Annotated in this window: 17 protein-coding genes; 9 read left to right on the top strand and 8 right to left on the bottom strand. The window is 67.5% G+C overall.

The annotated features are described in order from the left end of the window. Window positions 1-4: 4 nt before the first annotated feature. Both PV781_RS07955 and PV781_RS07960 read right to left on the bottom strand, forming a co-directional pair. Window positions 5-2596, bottom strand: coding sequence for an ABC transporter permease (locus tag PV781_RS07955; RefSeq protein ID WP_274775093.1), 2592 nt, complete (start codon window positions 2594-2596; stop codon window positions 5-7). Next, the gene (locus PV781_RS07960; RefSeq protein WP_274775094.1) at window positions 2593-3297 is read right to left on the bottom strand and encodes an ABC transporter ATP-binding protein; all 705 of its coding nucleotides are present in this window, start codon (window positions 3295-3297) and stop codon (window positions 2593-2595) included. Before PV781_RS07960 ends, PV781_RS07955 begins: the two co-directional genes overlap by 4 nt. Before the next feature lie 145 nt (window positions 3298-3442). Between PV781_RS07960 and PV781_RS07965 the strand changes: the two genes are divergently transcribed. Further along, window positions 3443-4060, top strand: a complete 618-nt coding sequence (locus tag PV781_RS07965; protein WP_274775095.1) for an arylesterase — start codon at window positions 3443-3445, stop codon at window positions 4058-4060. On the opposite strand, the gene PV781_RS07970 is transcribed toward PV781_RS07965, so the two are convergent. Next, window positions 4054-4770 carry a hypothetical protein gene (locus PV781_RS07970; RefSeq protein WP_274775096.1) on the bottom strand — a complete coding sequence of 239 codons (717 nt, stop codon included), beginning with the start codon at window positions 4768-4770 and terminating at the stop codon, window positions 4054-4056. The genes PV781_RS07965 and PV781_RS07970 overlap by 7 nt on opposite strands. A gap of 319 nt (window positions 4771-5089) precedes the next feature. Between PV781_RS07970 and PV781_RS07975 the strand changes: the two genes are divergently transcribed. The 3 genes from PV781_RS07975 to PV781_RS07985 all read left to right on the top strand — a co-directional run bounded on the left by PV781_RS07975 (window position 5090) and on the right by PV781_RS07985 (window position 7654). After that, entirely contained in the window at window positions 5090-5878 is a 789-nt protein-coding gene (locus tag PV781_RS07975; protein ID WP_274775097.1) for a Bax inhibitor-1/YccA family protein, read from the top strand. A gap of 151 nt (window positions 5879-6029) precedes the next feature. Further along, complete coding sequence (locus PV781_RS07980) at window positions 6030-6551, top strand: GNAT family N-acetyltransferase (RefSeq protein ID WP_274775098.1); 522 nt, start codon at window positions 6030-6032, stop codon at window positions 6549-6551. 92 nt (window positions 6552-6643) lie between these two features. Beyond that, window positions 6644-7654 carry a sensor domain-containing diguanylate cyclase gene (locus PV781_RS07985; protein ID WP_274775099.1) on the top strand — a complete coding sequence of 337 codons (1011 nt, stop codon included), beginning with the start codon at window positions 6644-6646 and terminating at the stop codon, window positions 7652-7654. Here PV781_RS07985 and PV781_RS07990 read toward each other — a convergent pair. Genes PV781_RS07990 through PV781_RS08000 form a run of 3 tightly spaced genes read right to left on the bottom strand, consistent with a single transcriptional unit; the run spans window position 7633 to window position 8983 of the window. Continuing rightward, complete coding sequence (locus PV781_RS07990; RefSeq protein WP_274775100.1) at window positions 7633-7974, bottom strand: lysozyme inhibitor LprI family protein; 342 nt, start codon at window positions 7972-7974, stop codon at window positions 7633-7635. The two genes, PV781_RS07985 and PV781_RS07990, sit on opposite strands and share 22 nt — an antisense overlap. Beyond that, complete coding sequence (gene queC / locus PV781_RS07995) at window positions 7974-8690, bottom strand: 7-cyano-7-deazaguanine synthase QueC (protein ID WP_274775101.1); 717 nt, start codon at window positions 8688-8690, stop codon at window positions 7974-7976. The genes PV781_RS07990 and queC overlap by 1 nt, the downstream gene beginning before the upstream one ends. An 11-nt stretch (window positions 8691-8701) precedes the next feature. Beyond that, entirely contained in the window at window positions 8702-8983 is a 282-nt protein-coding gene (locus tag PV781_RS08000; protein ID WP_274775102.1) for a BolA family protein, read from the bottom strand. Between the two features lie 290 nt (window positions 8984-9273). Between PV781_RS08000 and PV781_RS08005 the strand changes: the two genes are divergently transcribed. The 4 genes from PV781_RS08005 to PV781_RS08020 all read left to right on the top strand — a co-directional run bounded on the left by PV781_RS08005 (window position 9274) and on the right by PV781_RS08020 (window position 14019). Next, window positions 9274-9864, top strand: coding sequence for a J domain-containing protein (locus tag PV781_RS08005; protein WP_274775103.1), 591 nt, complete (start codon window positions 9274-9276; stop codon window positions 9862-9864). Between the two features lie 125 nt (window positions 9865-9989). Next, complete coding sequence (gene cobS / locus PV781_RS08010) at window positions 9990-10973, top strand: cobaltochelatase subunit CobS (protein ID WP_209103279.1); 984 nt, start codon at window positions 9990-9992, stop codon at window positions 10971-10973. Between the two features lie 68 nt (window positions 10974-11041). Further along, window positions 11042-12946, top strand: coding sequence for a cobaltochelatase subunit CobT (gene cobT, locus PV781_RS08015; protein WP_274775104.1), 1905 nt, complete (start codon window positions 11042-11044; stop codon window positions 12944-12946). Window positions 12947-12951: 5 nt separating this feature from the next. Further along, window positions 12952-14019, top strand: a complete 1068-nt coding sequence (locus PV781_RS08020; protein WP_274775105.1) for an esterase-like activity of phytase family protein — start codon at window positions 12952-12954, stop codon at window positions 14017-14019. Between the two features lie 10 nt (window positions 14020-14029). On the opposite strand, the gene PV781_RS08025 is transcribed toward PV781_RS08020, so the two are convergent. Together PV781_RS08025 and PV781_RS08030 are read right to left on the bottom strand one after the other, a co-directional pair. Beyond that, complete coding sequence (locus PV781_RS08025) at window positions 14030-15010, bottom strand: methylated-DNA--[protein]-cysteine S-methyltransferase (RefSeq protein WP_425532370.1); 981 nt, start codon at window positions 15008-15010, stop codon at window positions 14030-14032. A gap of 91 nt (window positions 15011-15101) precedes the next feature. Further along, window positions 15102-15623, bottom strand: a complete 522-nt coding sequence (locus PV781_RS08030; protein WP_274775106.1) for a DUF2244 domain-containing protein — start codon at window positions 15621-15623, stop codon at window positions 15102-15104. 21 nt (window positions 15624-15644) lie between these two features. Between PV781_RS08030 and nth the strand changes: the two genes are divergently transcribed. Beyond that, a complete protein-coding gene (gene nth / locus PV781_RS08035; protein ID WP_274775107.1) occupies window positions 15645-16550 on the top strand; it encodes an endonuclease III in 906 nt (301 codons plus the stop codon). Window positions 16551-16555: the final 5 nt, after the last annotated feature.

A 16555-nucleotide genomic window follows, 5' to 3' on the forward strand; every position in this document is an offset into this window, starting at 1 on the left:
GCGCTCACAGGTGCCGGAGCACGCGCACCGGCGGTTCGCTCAGGGCCCGCCAGGTCCCGATCAGGCCGAAGCCAAGTGTGAAAGCCAGGGCCACAACGATCACCACGCCCGCCGCCACCGGGGAGAAGGTGAAGCCGATATTCATCACCTGCGTGGCCACCCCATAGGCCGCCGCGCTGCCCGCCGCGATGGAGAAGGCCGCCGTGACAAGACCCAGTGCCGCATATTCCAGGGCATAGGCGCCCATCAGGCGGGGGCGGGTCGCGCCGAGGGTCTTCAGGATCACCGCGTCATAGACGCGATGCTGATGGCCCGCCGCCAGCGCGCCCGCCAGCACCAGCACGGAGGTGAGCAAGGTGACCAGGCTGGCGATGCGGATGCCGAAGGCGATGTCGCCCACCATCTTGTTCGCCTCGTCCAATGCTTCCTTGACGCGCACCGTCGTCACGCCGGGAAACGTCGCCGCCATGGCCTTGAGGAGCGCCGTCTCCTGCGCGGTGGTGGCGCCATCGGGATAGGTCAGCGTCGCCAGCACCGTATAGGGCGCGCCGGCGAAGGTGGCCGGCGAGAACACCATGACGAAATTGATGCCGAGCCGCTGCCAGTTCACATCCCGCAGATTGGCGATCCGGGCGGTGATGTCCCGGCCGAGCACATTGACGGTGACGGTGTCGCCGATGGCGAGGCCGAGCCCCTGGGCCAGCTTGCGTTCAAAGGACACAAGCGGCGCGGTCTCGCTTTCCGGCCACCAGCGGCCCTCAACCAACTTGGAACCTTCCGGCACCTCGTTGGAGAAGGAAATGCCACGGTCGCTCTGGAGCACCCAGGCGGCATCGGCGGAGGGCTTGGCCTGCTCAACGGGCACGTCCTTCAGGGCCGTGATGCGCCCGCGCAGCATGGGCACGGAGCGATAGTTCGATCCGGGCGCCTGCGCCGCCAGGAAGCTTTTGACGGCCTCCTCTTCGCTGTTGGGCACGTCCACGAAGAAGAAGCTCGGCGCCTTTTCGGCGAGCGTGCCGGTGATCTCCGAGGTGAGGCTGCGGTCGATGAGAGCGATGGTGGTCAGGAGCGACAGGCCGAGCCCCAGCGACAGCACCACCGTGGGCGTGAGGGCGCCTGGGCGGTGGATATTGGCAAGGGCAAGGCGCGCCATGGTGCCGCGCGGACGCGGCAGGCGTTTTGCCGTCGCCATGATGGCGGAGGCCACAAGCCTCAGAAGGGCGAACACACCGGCTGCCGCGCCAATGAAGATCAGAGCGGCCCGCTTGTCCTCGGCGGTGGCGACCGCAAGGGCGGCAAGGGCCAACACCGTTGCAGCGCACAGCACCATATAGAGACGCGGCGGCCGGCGGCGGCCAGCACCCGGCACGTCCCGGAAGAGAACCGACACCGGGGCTTCCTGCGCCCGCGCAAGCGGCCACAGGGTGAAGGCCAGCGTAACGAGGGCGCCATAGAGGGCCGCGAGGACGAGCGCCAGCGGGTCCAGCTTCGGGGCGAGCGGGAAAGGGATGAAGCCGGAAATGGCCGCGCTGGCCGCGAAGGGCAAGGCCGCCCCCAGAATGAGCCCGCCGCCAATGCCAATGGCCGCAAGGGCGGAGACCTGCGCGAAATAGGTGGCGAAGATCACGCCCCGGCTGGCGCCCAGCGCCTTGAGCGTGGCAATGGATGCGCGCTTCGTGGCCAAGTGGCTCGCCACCGCATTGGCGACGCCCACGCCTCCCACCAGCAGGGCGGTGAGGCCCACCAGGGTCAGATACTGGGCGATGCGCCGCACGTTCCGCTCCAGCTGCGGGGCCGCCGCATCACGGGTGCGCACCTCGAAGCCGGCGTGCGGAACCTCCTGCTTCACGCGCTCGGCAAAGGCCGCGAGGGCCGAGGGCGAGGGATCATTCAGCTTCACACGATAGGTCCATCGCACCAGGCTGCCGGGCTGGATGAGATGGGTGGCCTCCAGGCCCGCCATGGAGGTGAGAAGCCGTGGGCCGAAGCCGACACCGGAGGAGAGGCGGTCGGGTTCATCGGCGATGACGCCCCGGATCTCCAGGTCCGCCTCACCCACTTTCAGCCGGTCTCCCGGCTTGAGGTCCAGCCGGGCCATCAAGGTCTCGTCGGCCACGGCGCCGGCAACGCTCCCTCGTACGGCGAGAAGCTCCGCCAGCGGTGCGGCGGGATGGGTCTCCAGCGTGCCGAAGAGCGGATAGGCCCCGTCGACGGCCTTCAACTCCACCAGCGTCGCATCCCCCGACGGAGCACGGGCCATGGCGCGAAGCGAGGCGATGCGGGCGACCTGCCCGGCCGAGCCGAGGACGGCCAATTCCTCCGGCGTCGCCTCCCGCTGCACCAGGGCAAAGGCCGCGTCCCCGCCCAGAATGGCCTGGCCTTGCCCGGCCAGCCCCTCGGTGAGGGCGCGGGCGAACGAGCCGATGCCGGCAATGGCCATCACCCCCAGGACGAGGCACGCGAGAAACACGCCAAAGCCTCGCCGGGCACCGCGCAATTCACGGGCGGCGAGGCGGAAGGGGACGGGGAAGGCCGAGGTCCGGGTGGGGCCAGCGGGCCGGGCCGAGACCGGCAAGCGAGGCGCGGGCGCGTTCATGCCGGCACGCGCGCCTGGTCGGCTTCGATATGCCCCGACCGCAACCGCACAACGCGGCTGCAGCGGGTGGCGAGGGCGGGATCATGGGTGACGAGCACCAGCGTGGTGCCCCGCGCCCGATGGGCGGCGAACAGCAGATCCATGATCTGCCGGCCGGTGGCCTCGTCCAGATTGCCGGTGGGCTCGTCCGCCACCAGGAGGGCAGGATGGGGCGCGAGCGCGCGGGCAACCGCTACCCGCTGCTGCTCGCCGCCCGACAACTGGGACGGATAGTGCGTGAGCCGACCGCCAAGGCCGACCGCCTCCAGCTCTGCGGCGGCACGCTCGAACGCGTCCGGACGGCCCGCCAATTCCAGCGGCACGGCCACATTCTCGATGGCGGTCATGGTGGGGATGAGGTGGAAGGACTGGAAGACGATACCCACATGGCCACCACGGAACCGCGCGAGGCGATCCTCGTTGAGGCCCACCAACTCGGTTCCCGCCACCCGGACGGAGCCCCGGTCGGCCCGTTCCAGGCCGGCCATGACCATGAGGAGCGTCGACTTGCCGGAACCTGACGGCCCCACCAGACCCACGGTTTCGCCCGTTTCTATGGTCAGTGATAAATCCTTGAGCACGTGAACCCGCGCGGCTCCCTCCCCCAGCGACAGATCCACGTTGCGAAGGGCGATGGCGGGCGGAGAAGAAAGGCTGTCCATGAGGTCCTTACGCTTTGCGGTGCCGCCCGGATCGTCGCTATCGGCCGGACGCTTCGACTGGATGCACCGCGCGCTTCATCGGTGCGCCGCACACATTCGGGCATATGGCCCGTCCATTTCGTCACGGAAAGGGCTGATCCTGGCCATGGCTGCGTTCACGATCGCGTCAATTGCCACAGCGGAGGCGCGCACGCTGCGCGTCGTGGCGCTCGGCGACAGCCTCACCGCCGGCTTCGGCCTGCCCAAGGCCGACAGCTTCGCCTCCAAGCTGGAGGCGGCGCTGAAAGCCAAGGGCTATGACGTGGCCATCATCAATGCCGGCGTGTCCGGAGATACCACCTCGGGCGGTCTCGCGCGGCTCGACTGGAGCGTGCCGAAGGACGCCGATGCGGTGATCCTGGAACTGGGCGCCAACGACATGCTGCGGGGCACCGACCCGGAAGTCACCCGCAAGGCCCTCTCCGAAATCCTCTCCCGCCTGCAGAAGCGCGGCCTCCCGGTTCTGCTCGCCGGCATGCGGGCCGCCCCCAATCTCGGCGCGGACTACCAGGCGCGGTTCGACAAGGTCTTCCCGGACCTCGCCCGCACCTATCCGGTCATCTATTATCCCTTCTTCCTGGAGGGTGTCGCCGGGGACCGCTCCCTGAACCAGCCGGATGGGCTCCACCCCACTGCGGCGGGCGTCGACCGGATCGTCGCCGCCATCCTGCCGGACGTGGAGAAGCTGCTGGCGCGGGCAAAGGACAAGCCAGCCGGTCAATAGCGGACCAGTGCCCCCAGCACGATGCCATTCTCCTGCGGGGCGTTGCGGGCATAATAAGTCGAGACGACCGCTGCCATGAGCGAGACGCTGGGGTTGAGCTCATACATTCCGCCGATCTGCAGCTTGTAATATTCATAGGAGAGGTCGAAGACGGGACCGTCTCCGGCCCCCTCCGAGATCACGTTGAAGGACTGGAACAAAGCCAGCCATTTCGGCGCGACGCGCACGCCCAAGGTGGCGTCGAAGCGGAACTCGTTGGGCGGCGCGCCGTAGCGCTGGCGCTGGGCCACCTCCAGGTCCACAAAGCTGGAATAGCCCCAGAGGTCAAAGGAGATCCCAGCCAGCAGGCGCAGGTCCAGTTCGCCGTTCACATAGCCGATGACCGCCTCGCCCTCGGAGGGCTTGGCGCCTGGAAAGCGCGCCACCACCTGGGCAGAGACGACAAAATCCGACCCTAAGGTGTGTCCCTCCGCGAGCCGCATGCGCAGGCCCACATCCGTGTAGCCCGGGCCGAAATAGGACTGGTCGGTGGGTGCCCCGACGGAGATGCGCACGACCTCGGGGGCAACCATGAGGGTAAGCCAGTCGGCAGCGCCATATTCGAGGAAAAGCTGGGTGGTCACCTTGTCGTAGGTCTGGGCGGCGAACAGGCTGGAGGCGCCGTCAAAGGCATGGTCGGACCAGGTGGCCGTCGCCTGGAGGAAGGCCATCCCTTCTGATTCCCGCAAGGTCCAGGCGCCTGCGCGGGCCGGTTGCGCGGACGCAAAAAGGCATCCCGCGACGCCACACAGCACGACGCAGGCCGATGCCAGACGACGACGCCCCTGACTGCGCCGCATGTCCTTCCACCAGCGGAGGAAATCCCCACGGGCACAGCATGACACAACGGAAGCGAGGCTGTCCCTACGTTACGTTGCGGAAATTTCATCACGTGTGCACTTGCCCCGCATTTCGGAACTCACCATATTTGGCACGAGCCGAGGCTGGGCGCGGTATCGCTGCGTCCCCTCGGTCCAATGGAGAGAGACGATGTCCGATTATGATCGCAACGTCGCCGGGCGGTTCGGCGCGACGGCGACACGCTCGCAGGCCGCGATCGACCAGGGCCTGCGGTCTTATATGCTCAGTGTCTACAACTACATGACGCTGGGCCTTGCCATCACGGGCCTTGCTGCTTTGGGCGTCTTCATGCTCTCGGTCACGTCCGACCCCAGCCTGGCGGTCGGCCGCGTGGCCGGTGGCATCATGCTGACCCAGTTCGGCTATGCCCTGTTTGTGAGCCCCCTCAAGTGGGTGGTGATGCTCGCGCCCCTGGCCGCGGTGTTCTTCCTGAGCTTCCGCATCCAGAACATGAGCGTGGGCGCGGCGCAGGCGACCTTTTGGATCTATGCGGGTCTGGTGGGCGTGTCGCTGGCCACCATCTTCCTGGTCTACACCCATGAGAGCATCGTCCGGGTGTTCTTCATCACGGCCGCCTCGTTCGGCGCGCTGAGCCTGTGGGGTTACACCACGCAGCGGGACCTGTCCGGCATGGGCTCGTTCCTGATGATGGGCCTGTTCGGCATCATCATCGCCTCGCTGGTGAACATCTTCCTCGGCTCCACGATGCTTCAGTTCATCGTGTCCGTGGTGGGCGTGCTGGTGTTCGCTGGCCTCACCGCCTACGACACCCAGCGCATCAAGGAGATGTATTTCGAGGGCGACGACAGCGTGGTGTCCGGCAAGAAGGCCATCATGGGCGCCCTGACCCTCTACCTGGACTTCATCAACCTGTTCATGATGCTGCTCCAGCTCTTCGGCAACCGGAACAGCAACTGACCGGTTTCCGCTCTGCGCACCATCGGGCCCCGGCGACTGCCGGGGCCCTTTTCGTTTGGGCTCTCTGATGAGGGCAATGGTAGCCGCGCGCTTCCGCACCGCGCGGCCATCGGTCTAAAAGGGGGCGTTTCGTCCCCGCAAAGACCGCCCCATGAAGATCCGTCCCGCCCTTCCCGACCATGTCGCCGGCATCGCCGCCATCTATGACGATGCCGTGCGCCACGGCACCGCTTCCTTTGAGCTGGAGCCTCCCGACCTTGCCGAAATGATGCGCCGCTACCAGGCGCTGAAGGACGGGGGCTTCCCCTATTTCGTCGCCGAGGATGGCGAAGAGGTGCTGGGCTATGCCTATGCGGGCGCTTTCCGGCCGCGGATCGCCTATCGCTGGACATTGGAGAATTCGGTCTATGTGGCCCCCGCCGCCCATAAGCGCGGCGTCGGGCGCGCCCTGATGGAGGCTCTTTTGGCCGAATGCGAAGCCCTGGGCTTCCGCCAGATGGTGGCTGTGATCGGCGACAGCGCCAATGCCGGCTCCATCGCCCTCCATCGCGCATGCGGCTTCCGCCACATCGGCGTGCTGCCGGCCACCGGATTCAAGTTCGGACGCTGGATCGACACCGTGCTGATGCAGCGCGAACTGGGTGCCGGAGACGCCACCTTGCCGGGTGGATGACCTCCCCTCCACTGGACAGGCGCTGAAAACGTGCGATGGTCTGAGCGCATCTTCCGGTGCGCAGGACTGGTCTGTTCACCCCGGCGGCGCCATTGCCCGACATCGCCCTTCAAGCCCGCACGCTCACCGTTGACCTCGTTCTGGGCGCCTTGAGCCAGATCGACCAGGGCGTGCTTATTTTGGGAGATGACGGGCGCATCGCTTTTGCCAATCCGCAGTTTGCCCGCATGTTCAGCCTGCCGGACGACCTGGTGCGACCCGGCTGCCATACGCTCCACTTCCACCACCATCTGGCCTATCGGGGCGAGTATGGGGGAGGCGACCCGGAAGAATTGATCGCCCTGCGCGAGCGGGCCATCCGCCAGCGCCAGCGTTATCGGCTGGACCGGCGGCGGCCCAACGGCATGTACATTTCGGTGAGCGGGAATCCCGTGGGCGAAGGCGGCTATGTCTTCACCTTCACCGACGTCACCGAGCAGAAGCGCCTGCTGCTGGAGATGGAAAGCCGGGTGGAGGAGCGGACCCAGGAATTGCGAGCGGCGAACGAAGAGCTCATGCGCCTCGCCAGCCTCGACCCGCTGCTGGGCATCGTCAACCGCCGCAGTTTCCTCCAGGTGGCGGAGGAGGCGCGGCGACAGGCTGTGGCGCTGCGTTCGCCGCTGCACGTCCTGATGATCGACCTTGACCACTTCAAGACGATCAATGATCGCTTCGGCCACTCCCAGGGCGACATCGTCCTGGCGGCAGCAAGCGCGGCCATGCAATCTGTCTTGAGACCCGGTGAACTGCTCTCGCGCTATGGGGGCGAGGAATTCGTGGCGCTGCTGCCTCGCACCGACGCCGCGGACGCCATGTCCCGGGCCGAGGCCATGCGGCGGGCCGTTGCGGACAACCGGGTGGCGCTGGGCGGCGAGCCGACGGAAGTGACCGTCTCCATCGGCCTCGCGCGGCTGCGGGACACTGACGCGGACGTGACGCTGGCCATCGCAAGGGCCGACCAGGCCGTCTATGCGGCAAAGGCGAACGGACGAAACCAAGTGGTCTCCATCGACGCGGAATGCCCGCCACACCCGGATGAGGTTCAGAACGGGCCGCGGGAATAGATGGACTGGAGGACCTGGTTGATGGCCTTGATGCGGGCGTCATAGGCCCGTGTGAGACAGGCGGTGTCGCTGCCGCAGGACGCACGGTCCTTCAGAAACTGGCGCTGATCATCCTGGAGTTGGCCACGCTGGCCCATGCCCACCAGATGCCCGGCCACCTCGAACAGCGTGGCCATCCTCACGTCAAGGTCGGACAGTGCCATGGTCGCGCACACGGCCTTTTCGTCCGCCGCCTGCGCGCGGGTGCAGTCGAAGCTCGCGGCCTGCGCGGCGGGAAGCCCGGCGAGCGAAAGGAGCACGACAGGAAGCAGGCGGCGCATCACACCACCTCCTCGGCCCGGTAACGGGCATAACCCTGGGCGCGCAGGCTGCAGGCGGGGCAGGTGCCGCATCCAAAGCCCCAGTCGTGCCGCGCGCCACGCTCGCCCAGATAACAGGTGTGCGTCTTCTCGACGATGGCCTCCACCAGGGCCGGCCCGCCCAGCCTTTCAGCGAGGCGCCAGGTCTCCGCCTTGTCGATCCACATGAGCGGCGTGTGGAGCACGAACCGCTTGTCCATGCCAAGGTTCAGCGCCACCTGCAGTGCCTTGATGGTGTCGTCCCGACAATCCGGATAGCCGGAGAAATCGGTCTCGCACATGCCGCCTATGATGTGGCGCAGGCCCCGCCGATAGGCGAGTGCGGCAGCGAAGGTCAGGAAAATGATGTTGCGGCCCGGCACGAAGGTGTTGGGCAGGCCGCTCGCCTCCATCTCGATGGCGGTGGCCCGCGTCAGGGCCGTCTCGGAGACGAGGCCGAGCGCGTCCAGGCCAAGGACGTGGTCCTCGCCGAGCCGCGCCGCCCAGTCGGGATTCAGATCGGTAAGGGCTGTGCGGATGGAGGATCGGCAGTCCAGCTCGATGCGGTGGCGCTGGCCATAATCGAAGCCCACCGTTTCCACCCGCCCGAAGCGCTCCAGTGCCCAGGCCAAGGTGGTGGTGGAATCCTGCCCGCCGGAGAAGAGGACGAGCGCGCCCTCCCCCGACGGATGAGGCACGCCGTCCGCCATCACTCGCCCGGCGCCTTCGCTTCGATGGCGAGAGCGTGGAGGCCCTTGGCCATCTCGGACGACAAGAGCGCGTTCACGAGGCGATGACGATCCACCCGGCTCTTGCCCGCGAAGGCCTCCGATACCACGCGCACCTTCAGATGGGTGACGCCGCCATCCCAGCGCGCCGCTGCGCCCGCATGCCCGGCATGGAGGGCACTCTCGTCCTCAATGTGGAGGTCGAGAGGCGACAGGCCCTCGGTGAGGGCGCGGCGGATGTCGTCGAGATTGGAATTGGACATGGCCTATGGGTAGCGCCCGGCGACCGCGAGCGTCAATGCCACGCGCACTCGCGCGCATCGAACCGCGCGCACAGTCCTGCACGCACGGACCTGCATGCACGGACCTGCACACAGGCCATGGCGCAAAGGCGCGAGTGACCTTATATGGGAGCGGCGGCATCCTCCGAGCCGTGTCCCGCTGCGGCAGCCCCGGACAGCGGCGCCTCAGGCGTCGGACCGGGTGTCAGCCAAGCTTCAAATTCACTCGCGATTTCTTGCCGCAGCGCAGTGCGGCGGCCATACTCTTCGCCATGAAAATTCACTCGCCTCTCTTTGATCGCATTCGGGTCAAGCCCGAAGTGGACCGGCAGCGCCGCCGGCTCCTGCCCACGTGCCAATGGCCGGGGTGCGACCGCGAAGGCACGCACCGGGCGCCCAAGGGCCGCCAGGCGGAGGGGGAGTATTTTCACTACTGCCTCGACCACGTGAAGGAATACAACCAGTCCTACAACTATTTCGCGGGCATGAGCGACGCGGCCGTCTACGCCTACCAGAAGGACGCGCTGACCGGCCATCGCCCCACCTGGAAGATGGGCACGCGCGGGCCCGAGGAGAAGACCGAGAGCTATCGCGACCCCTTCGGCTTTGGCGGCGAGATGGGCGGGTTCGAGCGATTCGAGCAGCCGGTCACCGAGAGCCGGGCCATTCGCACCGCGGAACGCCGCGCGCTTGAGCAGCTGGGACTTGAGCTTTCCGCCAGCGCGGAAGAGATCAAGACGCGCTTCAAGGAACTGGTAAAGAAGCACCACCCCGACGCCAATGGCGGCGACCGGTCCACCGAGGACCGGCTGCGCAACGTCATCCAGGCCTACAACACCTTGCGTCAGGCGGGTTTCTGCTGACGAACACCGCACCCGCGACATTGGGTGCGATGCGAACGGTTTTTGCACCAGCGGAAAACCTTTAAGGTTCCGCACCGACCGACAACAAGGAACGCACGCAGGAGCGTTGCGCAGACGGAGGCGTTATGAGCGGCACCGAGACCATTGCCCCGACCCCTGACATGAAGGTGTCGGTGCGCCAGGTGTTCGGCATCGACATCGACATGGAAGTCCCGGCCTTTTCCGAGGCCGACCCCCACGTGCCTGATCTCGACCCCGATTATCTGTTCGACCGGCAGACCACCTTGGCGGTCCTCGCGGGCTTTGCCTACAACCGCCGCGTCATGGTCACCGGCTATCACGGCACCGGCAAGTCCACCCATGTGGAGCAGATCGCCGCCCGCCTGAACTGGCCCTGCGTCCGCATCAACCTCGACAGCCACATCAGCCGCATCGACCTGATCGGCAAGGACGCCATCGTGGTGAAGGACGGCATGCAGGTCACGGAATTCCGCGACGGCATCCTGCCCTGGGCGTTGCAGAACAACATCGCGCTGGTGTTCGACGAATATGACGCCGGTCGCCCGGACGTGATGTTCGTGATTCAGCGCGTCCTCGAAGTCTCCGGCCGCCTGACCCTGCTCGACCAGAACCGGGTCATCCGCCCCCACCCGTCTTTCCGCCTGTTCGCCACCGCCAACACGGTGGGCCTCGGCGATACGTCGGGCCTCTACCACGGCACCCAGCAGATCAATCAGGGCCAGATGGACCGCTGGTCCATCGTCACCACCCTGAATTACCTGCCCCATGACAAGGAGGTTGAGATCGTGTTGGCCAAGGCCAAGCACTATCGCAACCCCGAGGGCCGCGACATCGTCAACCGCATGGTGCGCCTCGCCGACCTCACCCGGCAGGCCTTCATCAATGGCGACCTGTCCACTGTGATGAGCCCGCGCACCGTTATCACCTGGTCCGAGAATGCCAATATCTTCAAGGATATCGGCTTCGCGCTCCGGGTCACCTTCCTCAACAAGTGCGACGAGCTGGAGCGGTCCATCGTGGCGGAATTCTACCAGCGCTGCTTCGGCCAGGAACTGCCCGAGAGCGCGGTGAACGTCGCCCTCTCCTGATCCGTCCGCCGGACCGGCCGCGCCCGCAGAAAGCAGGCGCGGCCCACTCCGTTCAAAGGTTGTTCGCGATGGCCCCGTCCAACAAGACCGCCAAGTCCGCGCCCAAGGAGGCGCCCGTCGAGCCCTTCAAGCGGGCGGTGGCGGGGTGCTTCAAGGCCATTGCCGGCGTCTCCGAGTTCGATGTCACCTTCGCCTCCGAGCGTCCCTCCCTCGGCCCCGACAAGGTACGCCTGCCCGAGCCGCCGCGCCGCCTCAGCCAGCAGGATGCGGCCATCCTGCGAGGGCACGCGGATTCGCTCGCCTTGCGTCTCGCCTGCCATGATCCCGGGGTCCACCGCCGCATGGTGCCCACCGGCGATGTCGCCCGCGCCGTGTTCGACGCCGTGGAGCAGGCGCGGGTGGAGGCGGTTGGCTCCAACCGCATGTTGGGCGTTCAGCGCAACCTGACTGCCATGCTCTCCGACCGCTATCACCGCGGTCCCTTCGCCGACATCACCGACCGCGCCGACGCGCCCATCGAGGATGCTGTCGCGCTCCTCGTGCGCGAGCGCCTGACCGGGCAGGCCCCGCCCCCCGCCGCGCGCAAGATCGTCGAGCTGTGGCGCGACTATATCGAGAGCCGCGCCGAGGGCGACCTCTCCCGCCTCGCGGGCAGCCTGGAAGACCAGAAAGCCTTCGGCCGCATCACCCGCGACCTGCTCTCCTCCCTTGAGATGGGCGAGGAAAGCAACCTGGAAAGCGACGAGGACCAGGAAAGCGAGGACGAATCCAGCGGCCGCGACGACAAGGCGGGCGAGGAGGGCGAGCAGTCCGAGGATGAGAGCCAGGAGGGCGCCACCGAGGTGGAAGCCGAGCTCTCCGAGGACGAACTGCCCGAAAGCGCCATGGAGAGCGAGGCCGGCCCGCCCGCCGAGATGCCCGACGAAAGCGACATGGGCGATGCGGACGAGGCGGCCGAGCCGTGGCAGCCCCGCCAGCCCCAGAACGCGGATTCAAAGGGGCCTGACTATCGCGCCTTCACGGTGAAGTTCGACGAGGAGGTCCATGCGGAAGACCTCTGCGACGCCGAGGAGCTGACGCGCCTGCGCTCCTACCTGGACAAGCAATTGTCAAATCTCCAGGGCGTGGTCTCGCGGCTTGCGAACCGCCTTCAGAGGCGCCTCCTGGCGCAGCAGAACCGCGCCTGGGAGTTCGACCTGGAGGAGGGCGTCCTCGATCCCGCCCGCCTGTCCCGCGTCGTGACCGACCCCACCGCCGCCCTCTCCTTCAAGCGAGAGAAAGACACCCAGTTCCGCGACACCGTCGTCACCCTGGTGATCGACAATTCCGGCTCCATGCGCGGTCGCCCCATCACGGTGGCCGCCACCTGTGCCGACATTCTCGCCCGCACGCTTGAGCGCTGCGGCGTGAAGGTTGAGGTGCTGGGCTTCACGACGCGCGCCTGGAAGGGCGGCCAGTCCCGCGAGGCTTGGCTTGCCGCCGGCAAGCCGGCCAATCCGGGGCGGCTGAATGACCTCAGGCACATCATCTACAAGGCGGCGGACGCGCCTTGGCGCCGGGCCCGGCGCAATCTGGGCCTGATGATGCGTGAGGGTCTCCTGAAGGAGAATATCGACGGCGAGGCGCTCGCCTGGGCCCATGAGCGCCTGCTCGGCCGGCCCGAGGCCCGCAAGATCCTGATGATGATCTCCGACGGCGCGCCGGTGGATGATTCCACCCTCTCCGTAAACCCCGGCAATTACCTGGAGCGGCACCTGCGCCATGTCATCGCCGAGATTGAGAACCGCTCGCCGGTGGAACTGATCGCCATCGGCATCGGCCATGATGTGACGCGCTATTACCGGCGCGCCGTAACCATCGTGGATGCCGAGGAGCTGGGCGGCGTCATGACCGAGAAGCTGGCGGAGCTGTTCTCCGAGAATGGCCCCGCTCCGGCGCGCGCCACCGGCGGCGCCCGGCGGAAGCTGCACTGACGCGCATGGCGCGTCTTTTCCCCAACCTGCCCCGCCCCGGTGCGCCCGCGCCGGGGCGGCGGCGTTTTCTCCTGGGCCTTGCTGCGGCCGGGCTGGTGGCCCCGCCCCTGGCCCTCACCTTGGCCCGGGCCTTCGCCAAGCCCACCGTCCTCCCGACGACGCCCGTTTCCATCGACGTGTCCTGCATCCCCATCGACCGTTTCCGGCCGGGCGGAGATGAGAGGCGCTTTGGCGCCCTCGCCTTTGTGGGAGGCCTGCGTCTGACCTCTGGCTTTCCCGGCTTCGGCGGCCTCTCGGGCTTGCGGATCGAGGGGCGGCCGGAGCGGTTCCTGTCCCTTACCGATGCCGGCCTTTTCGTGTCCGGGCGCCTGGACACCGACGGCGTGCGTCCCGTTGGCCTCTCGCATGTCCGTGCCGCCGCCATGCTGGACGAGACCGGAAAACCGCTCGCCGAGAGCGGACGGGGCGACACTGAATCCCTCGCCATCGGGCCGGACGGCATCTATGTGGGCATCGAGGGCGTCAACGAGGTCTGGCGCTTTCCCGGCCCCGATCCGCTCGGCCAGCGCGGCGTCAGCGTTCATGTGCCGGAGGGCGTGAAAGCGCTTGCCAACAACCGCGGCGTGGAGAGCCTTGCCGTAATCCCATCAGGTCCCCGCGCGGGCACCCTCATCGCCATTGGCGAGGCCGGGACCACGTCCAATCCCGACTTGCCGGGCTTCCTCATCGGCGGGCCGCGGCCGGGCCGCTTCCTCATCAAGAAGAGCTGGAAATTCAACGCCACCGATGCGGACGTCGGCCCTGACGGCCGGCTCTATCTGCTGGAGCGCCACTATTCGCCCGCCGACGGGGTGTCCATGCAGATCCGCCGCTTCGACATGGAGGCGGTGCGCCCTGGCGCCACCATTGACGGCGAGGTGCTGATCCGCGCCGACATGGGGTTCGAGATCGACAATATGGAATGCCTGTCGGTGACCACCGGGCCGTCGGGGGAGACGCTCCTGACCCTGATCTCCGACGACAATTTCAGCCCGCTCCAGCGCACCGTGCTCCTGCGCTTCGCCCTGGCGTGAGCGTCGCCTCTTACTTGCCGAAGAGGGGAAGGCGGGCCTGAGGGCTCTCGGGCGTCAGGAGGCCGCAGCGCGGATCCTGCACCTGCCCCGCCTCCCAGCCCAATATGGCGCGCTTGCGGGTGAGGCCCCAATGATAGCCGGTCAGGTCCCCGCTCTTGCCCAAGACGCGATGGCAGGGCACCACGAACGAGATGGGATTCTTGCCCACCGCAGCGCCCACCGCCCGCGCGGCAGCGGGGCGGCCCACATGGCCGGCTATGGTGGAATAGGTGGTGGCCCGGCCCATGGGAATGCGCAGCAGCGTCTCCCATACCCGCACCTCGAAATCGGTGCCGATGAAGACGATGCGCAGCGGCTGGTCCTCCCTCCAGGTGGCCGGATCGAATATGCGTCGGACCAGGGGCGCGGTGGCGGCGGGGTCCTCGACATAATCCGCATTGGGCCAGCGGCGGCGCATGTCGGCGAGCGCCTCCACCTCCTCGCCCAGATCCGCGAAGGCGAGGCCGCACAGGCCCCGCGCGGTGGACATGGCCAGCGCCCGGCCGAAGGGCGAGGGATGGAAGCCGTAGCGAATGACGAGCCCTTGGCCGCCCGTCTTCCATTCGCCCGGCGACATGGCCTCGTGGACCACGAAGAGGTCATGCAAGCGACCGGGGCCAGACAGCCCCAGTTCCAGCGCCGCGTCCAGCACATTGGAGGATTCCGCCAGTACCCGGCGCGCCTTGTCGAGGGTCACCGCCTGAAGGAACGCCTTGGGGGTGAGGCCGCACCAGCGGCGGAACAGATCCGTCAGCGCGCGGGCGCTGACGCCTGTGGCGCGGGCGATCTCCTCCACCTCAGGCTGGTCCCGCACATGGTTGGAGATATAGGACACCGCCCGCCGCACCACGTCGTAGTCGGCGGCGGCAATCTCCAGCTCGGTGGCCGGCGTGGGGATGGCGAGGGCGCCGGGTTGGGGAAGGTCCAGGGTAAAGCTCTCCTGCGCAAGCACCGGCTCATCTCCTCGCGACTGACGAGCCGGCATCAGACCACGGGCCCAAGGGGCTGCCCACCCGATTTCACGGCGGCGCAGAAGAGGCGTCTCAGAAGACCGAGCGCGTCACGCCCCGCTTCACCTCGCTCAGCGCCGAGGTCAGGTCGGCCGCCAGGGCGGCCTTCTGGTGCGGGCCGAGATGGATGCCCACGGGCGTGCGCCGGCCGCGCGATTCCAGGGCCATGTCGAGGGTGCCGAACTCCTCCACATCCCGCCGCCAGAGCCGGGTGAAGAAAGGGTTCATCTCCACATCCCGCGCCGCGCCCCGCGCCGGCACATGGCGCACCTGGATTAGGCTCGGGGTGATGCGGATATATTCGCGCGCCGCTGCCGCCTTGAAGTTGGCGCGGAAGGCCCAATAGATCAGCGCCACGTCGAGGCCGAAGAAGCCGAAGATGGGCCAGGCGCCCAGCGCCAGGAAGAACAGCCCGCTGACAAAGCTGATGCCGCCAATGGCCAGCATGACAATGAGGAAGCCCTTGCGTGACAAAGAGCGATGGGGCGCCATGACCGCCGCAAAAACGGTGGGCTCTCCATCCTCCGGAAAGGGCATCTCATTGGCGTGGGTCATGCGCGCCATTATAAGGAGAAAATGGCCCGGAAAACCATAGCCAACGCACCAGACGCCTCGGTCGGGCCCATCGAAGACAAGGGCGCGCCCGGCGCCGCCGCCCGGCCGAGAAAGCCCCCTGTCGCGAGGGCGGTGGAGCCGCCGCCGGGGAAAGGCCCCCTGGCAGGGCCCGCCGGGCGCCCGAAGGGCAAGGCAGACCTAGCCGCGCTCCTGCTCCCCGATCCCGCCCCGGCCCCGCGCCGACGCGCGGTCGCCAATGCCGCCGCGGCAGCGCATGGCAAGACGGTTCGGCCCTGGAGCAAGCGCGAGATCACCGAGGCCTTCACTCGCTTCGAGCAGCTAAACCCCGAGCCGCAGGGCGAATTGGAGCATTCCGACCCCTTCACCCTCCTGGTGGCGGTGGTGCTGTCCGCCCAGGCGACAGATGCGGGCGTCAACAAGGCGACGCGCGGCCTGTTCGCCGCCGCCTCCACGCCCGCCGCCATGGTGTCGCTGGGGGAGGAAGGCGTGGCCGGCCATATCCGCACGCTCGGCCTTTATCGGGGCAAGGCGAAGAATGTAGTGGAGTTGTCCCGGCTCCTGCTGGAGCGTCATGGCGGGACGGTGCCGCAGGATCGCGCGGCGCTGGAGGCCCTGCCGGGCGTGGGGCGCAAGACCGCCAATGTGGTGCTGAACATCGCCTTCGGGCATCCCACCATCGCCGTGGACACCCATCTCTTCCGGGTCGCCAACCGCACGGGCCTCGCCCCTGGCGCCACCCCCCTGGAGGTGGAAGAGAAGCTCGAGGCGCGTATTCCCGGCCGCTTCAAGCTGCACGCCCATCATTGGCTGATCCTGCACGGACGATACATCTGCAAGGCGCTGCGGCCGGATTGCCCGATCTGCCCCATCAACGACTTGTGCCGCTGGCCCGACAAGCCGCTGTGAGACGG

The sequence above is a fragment of the Aquabacter sediminis genome (genome assembly GCF_028863665.1).
GTDB lineage: Bacteria > Pseudomonadota > Alphaproteobacteria > Rhizobiales > Xanthobacteraceae > L1I39.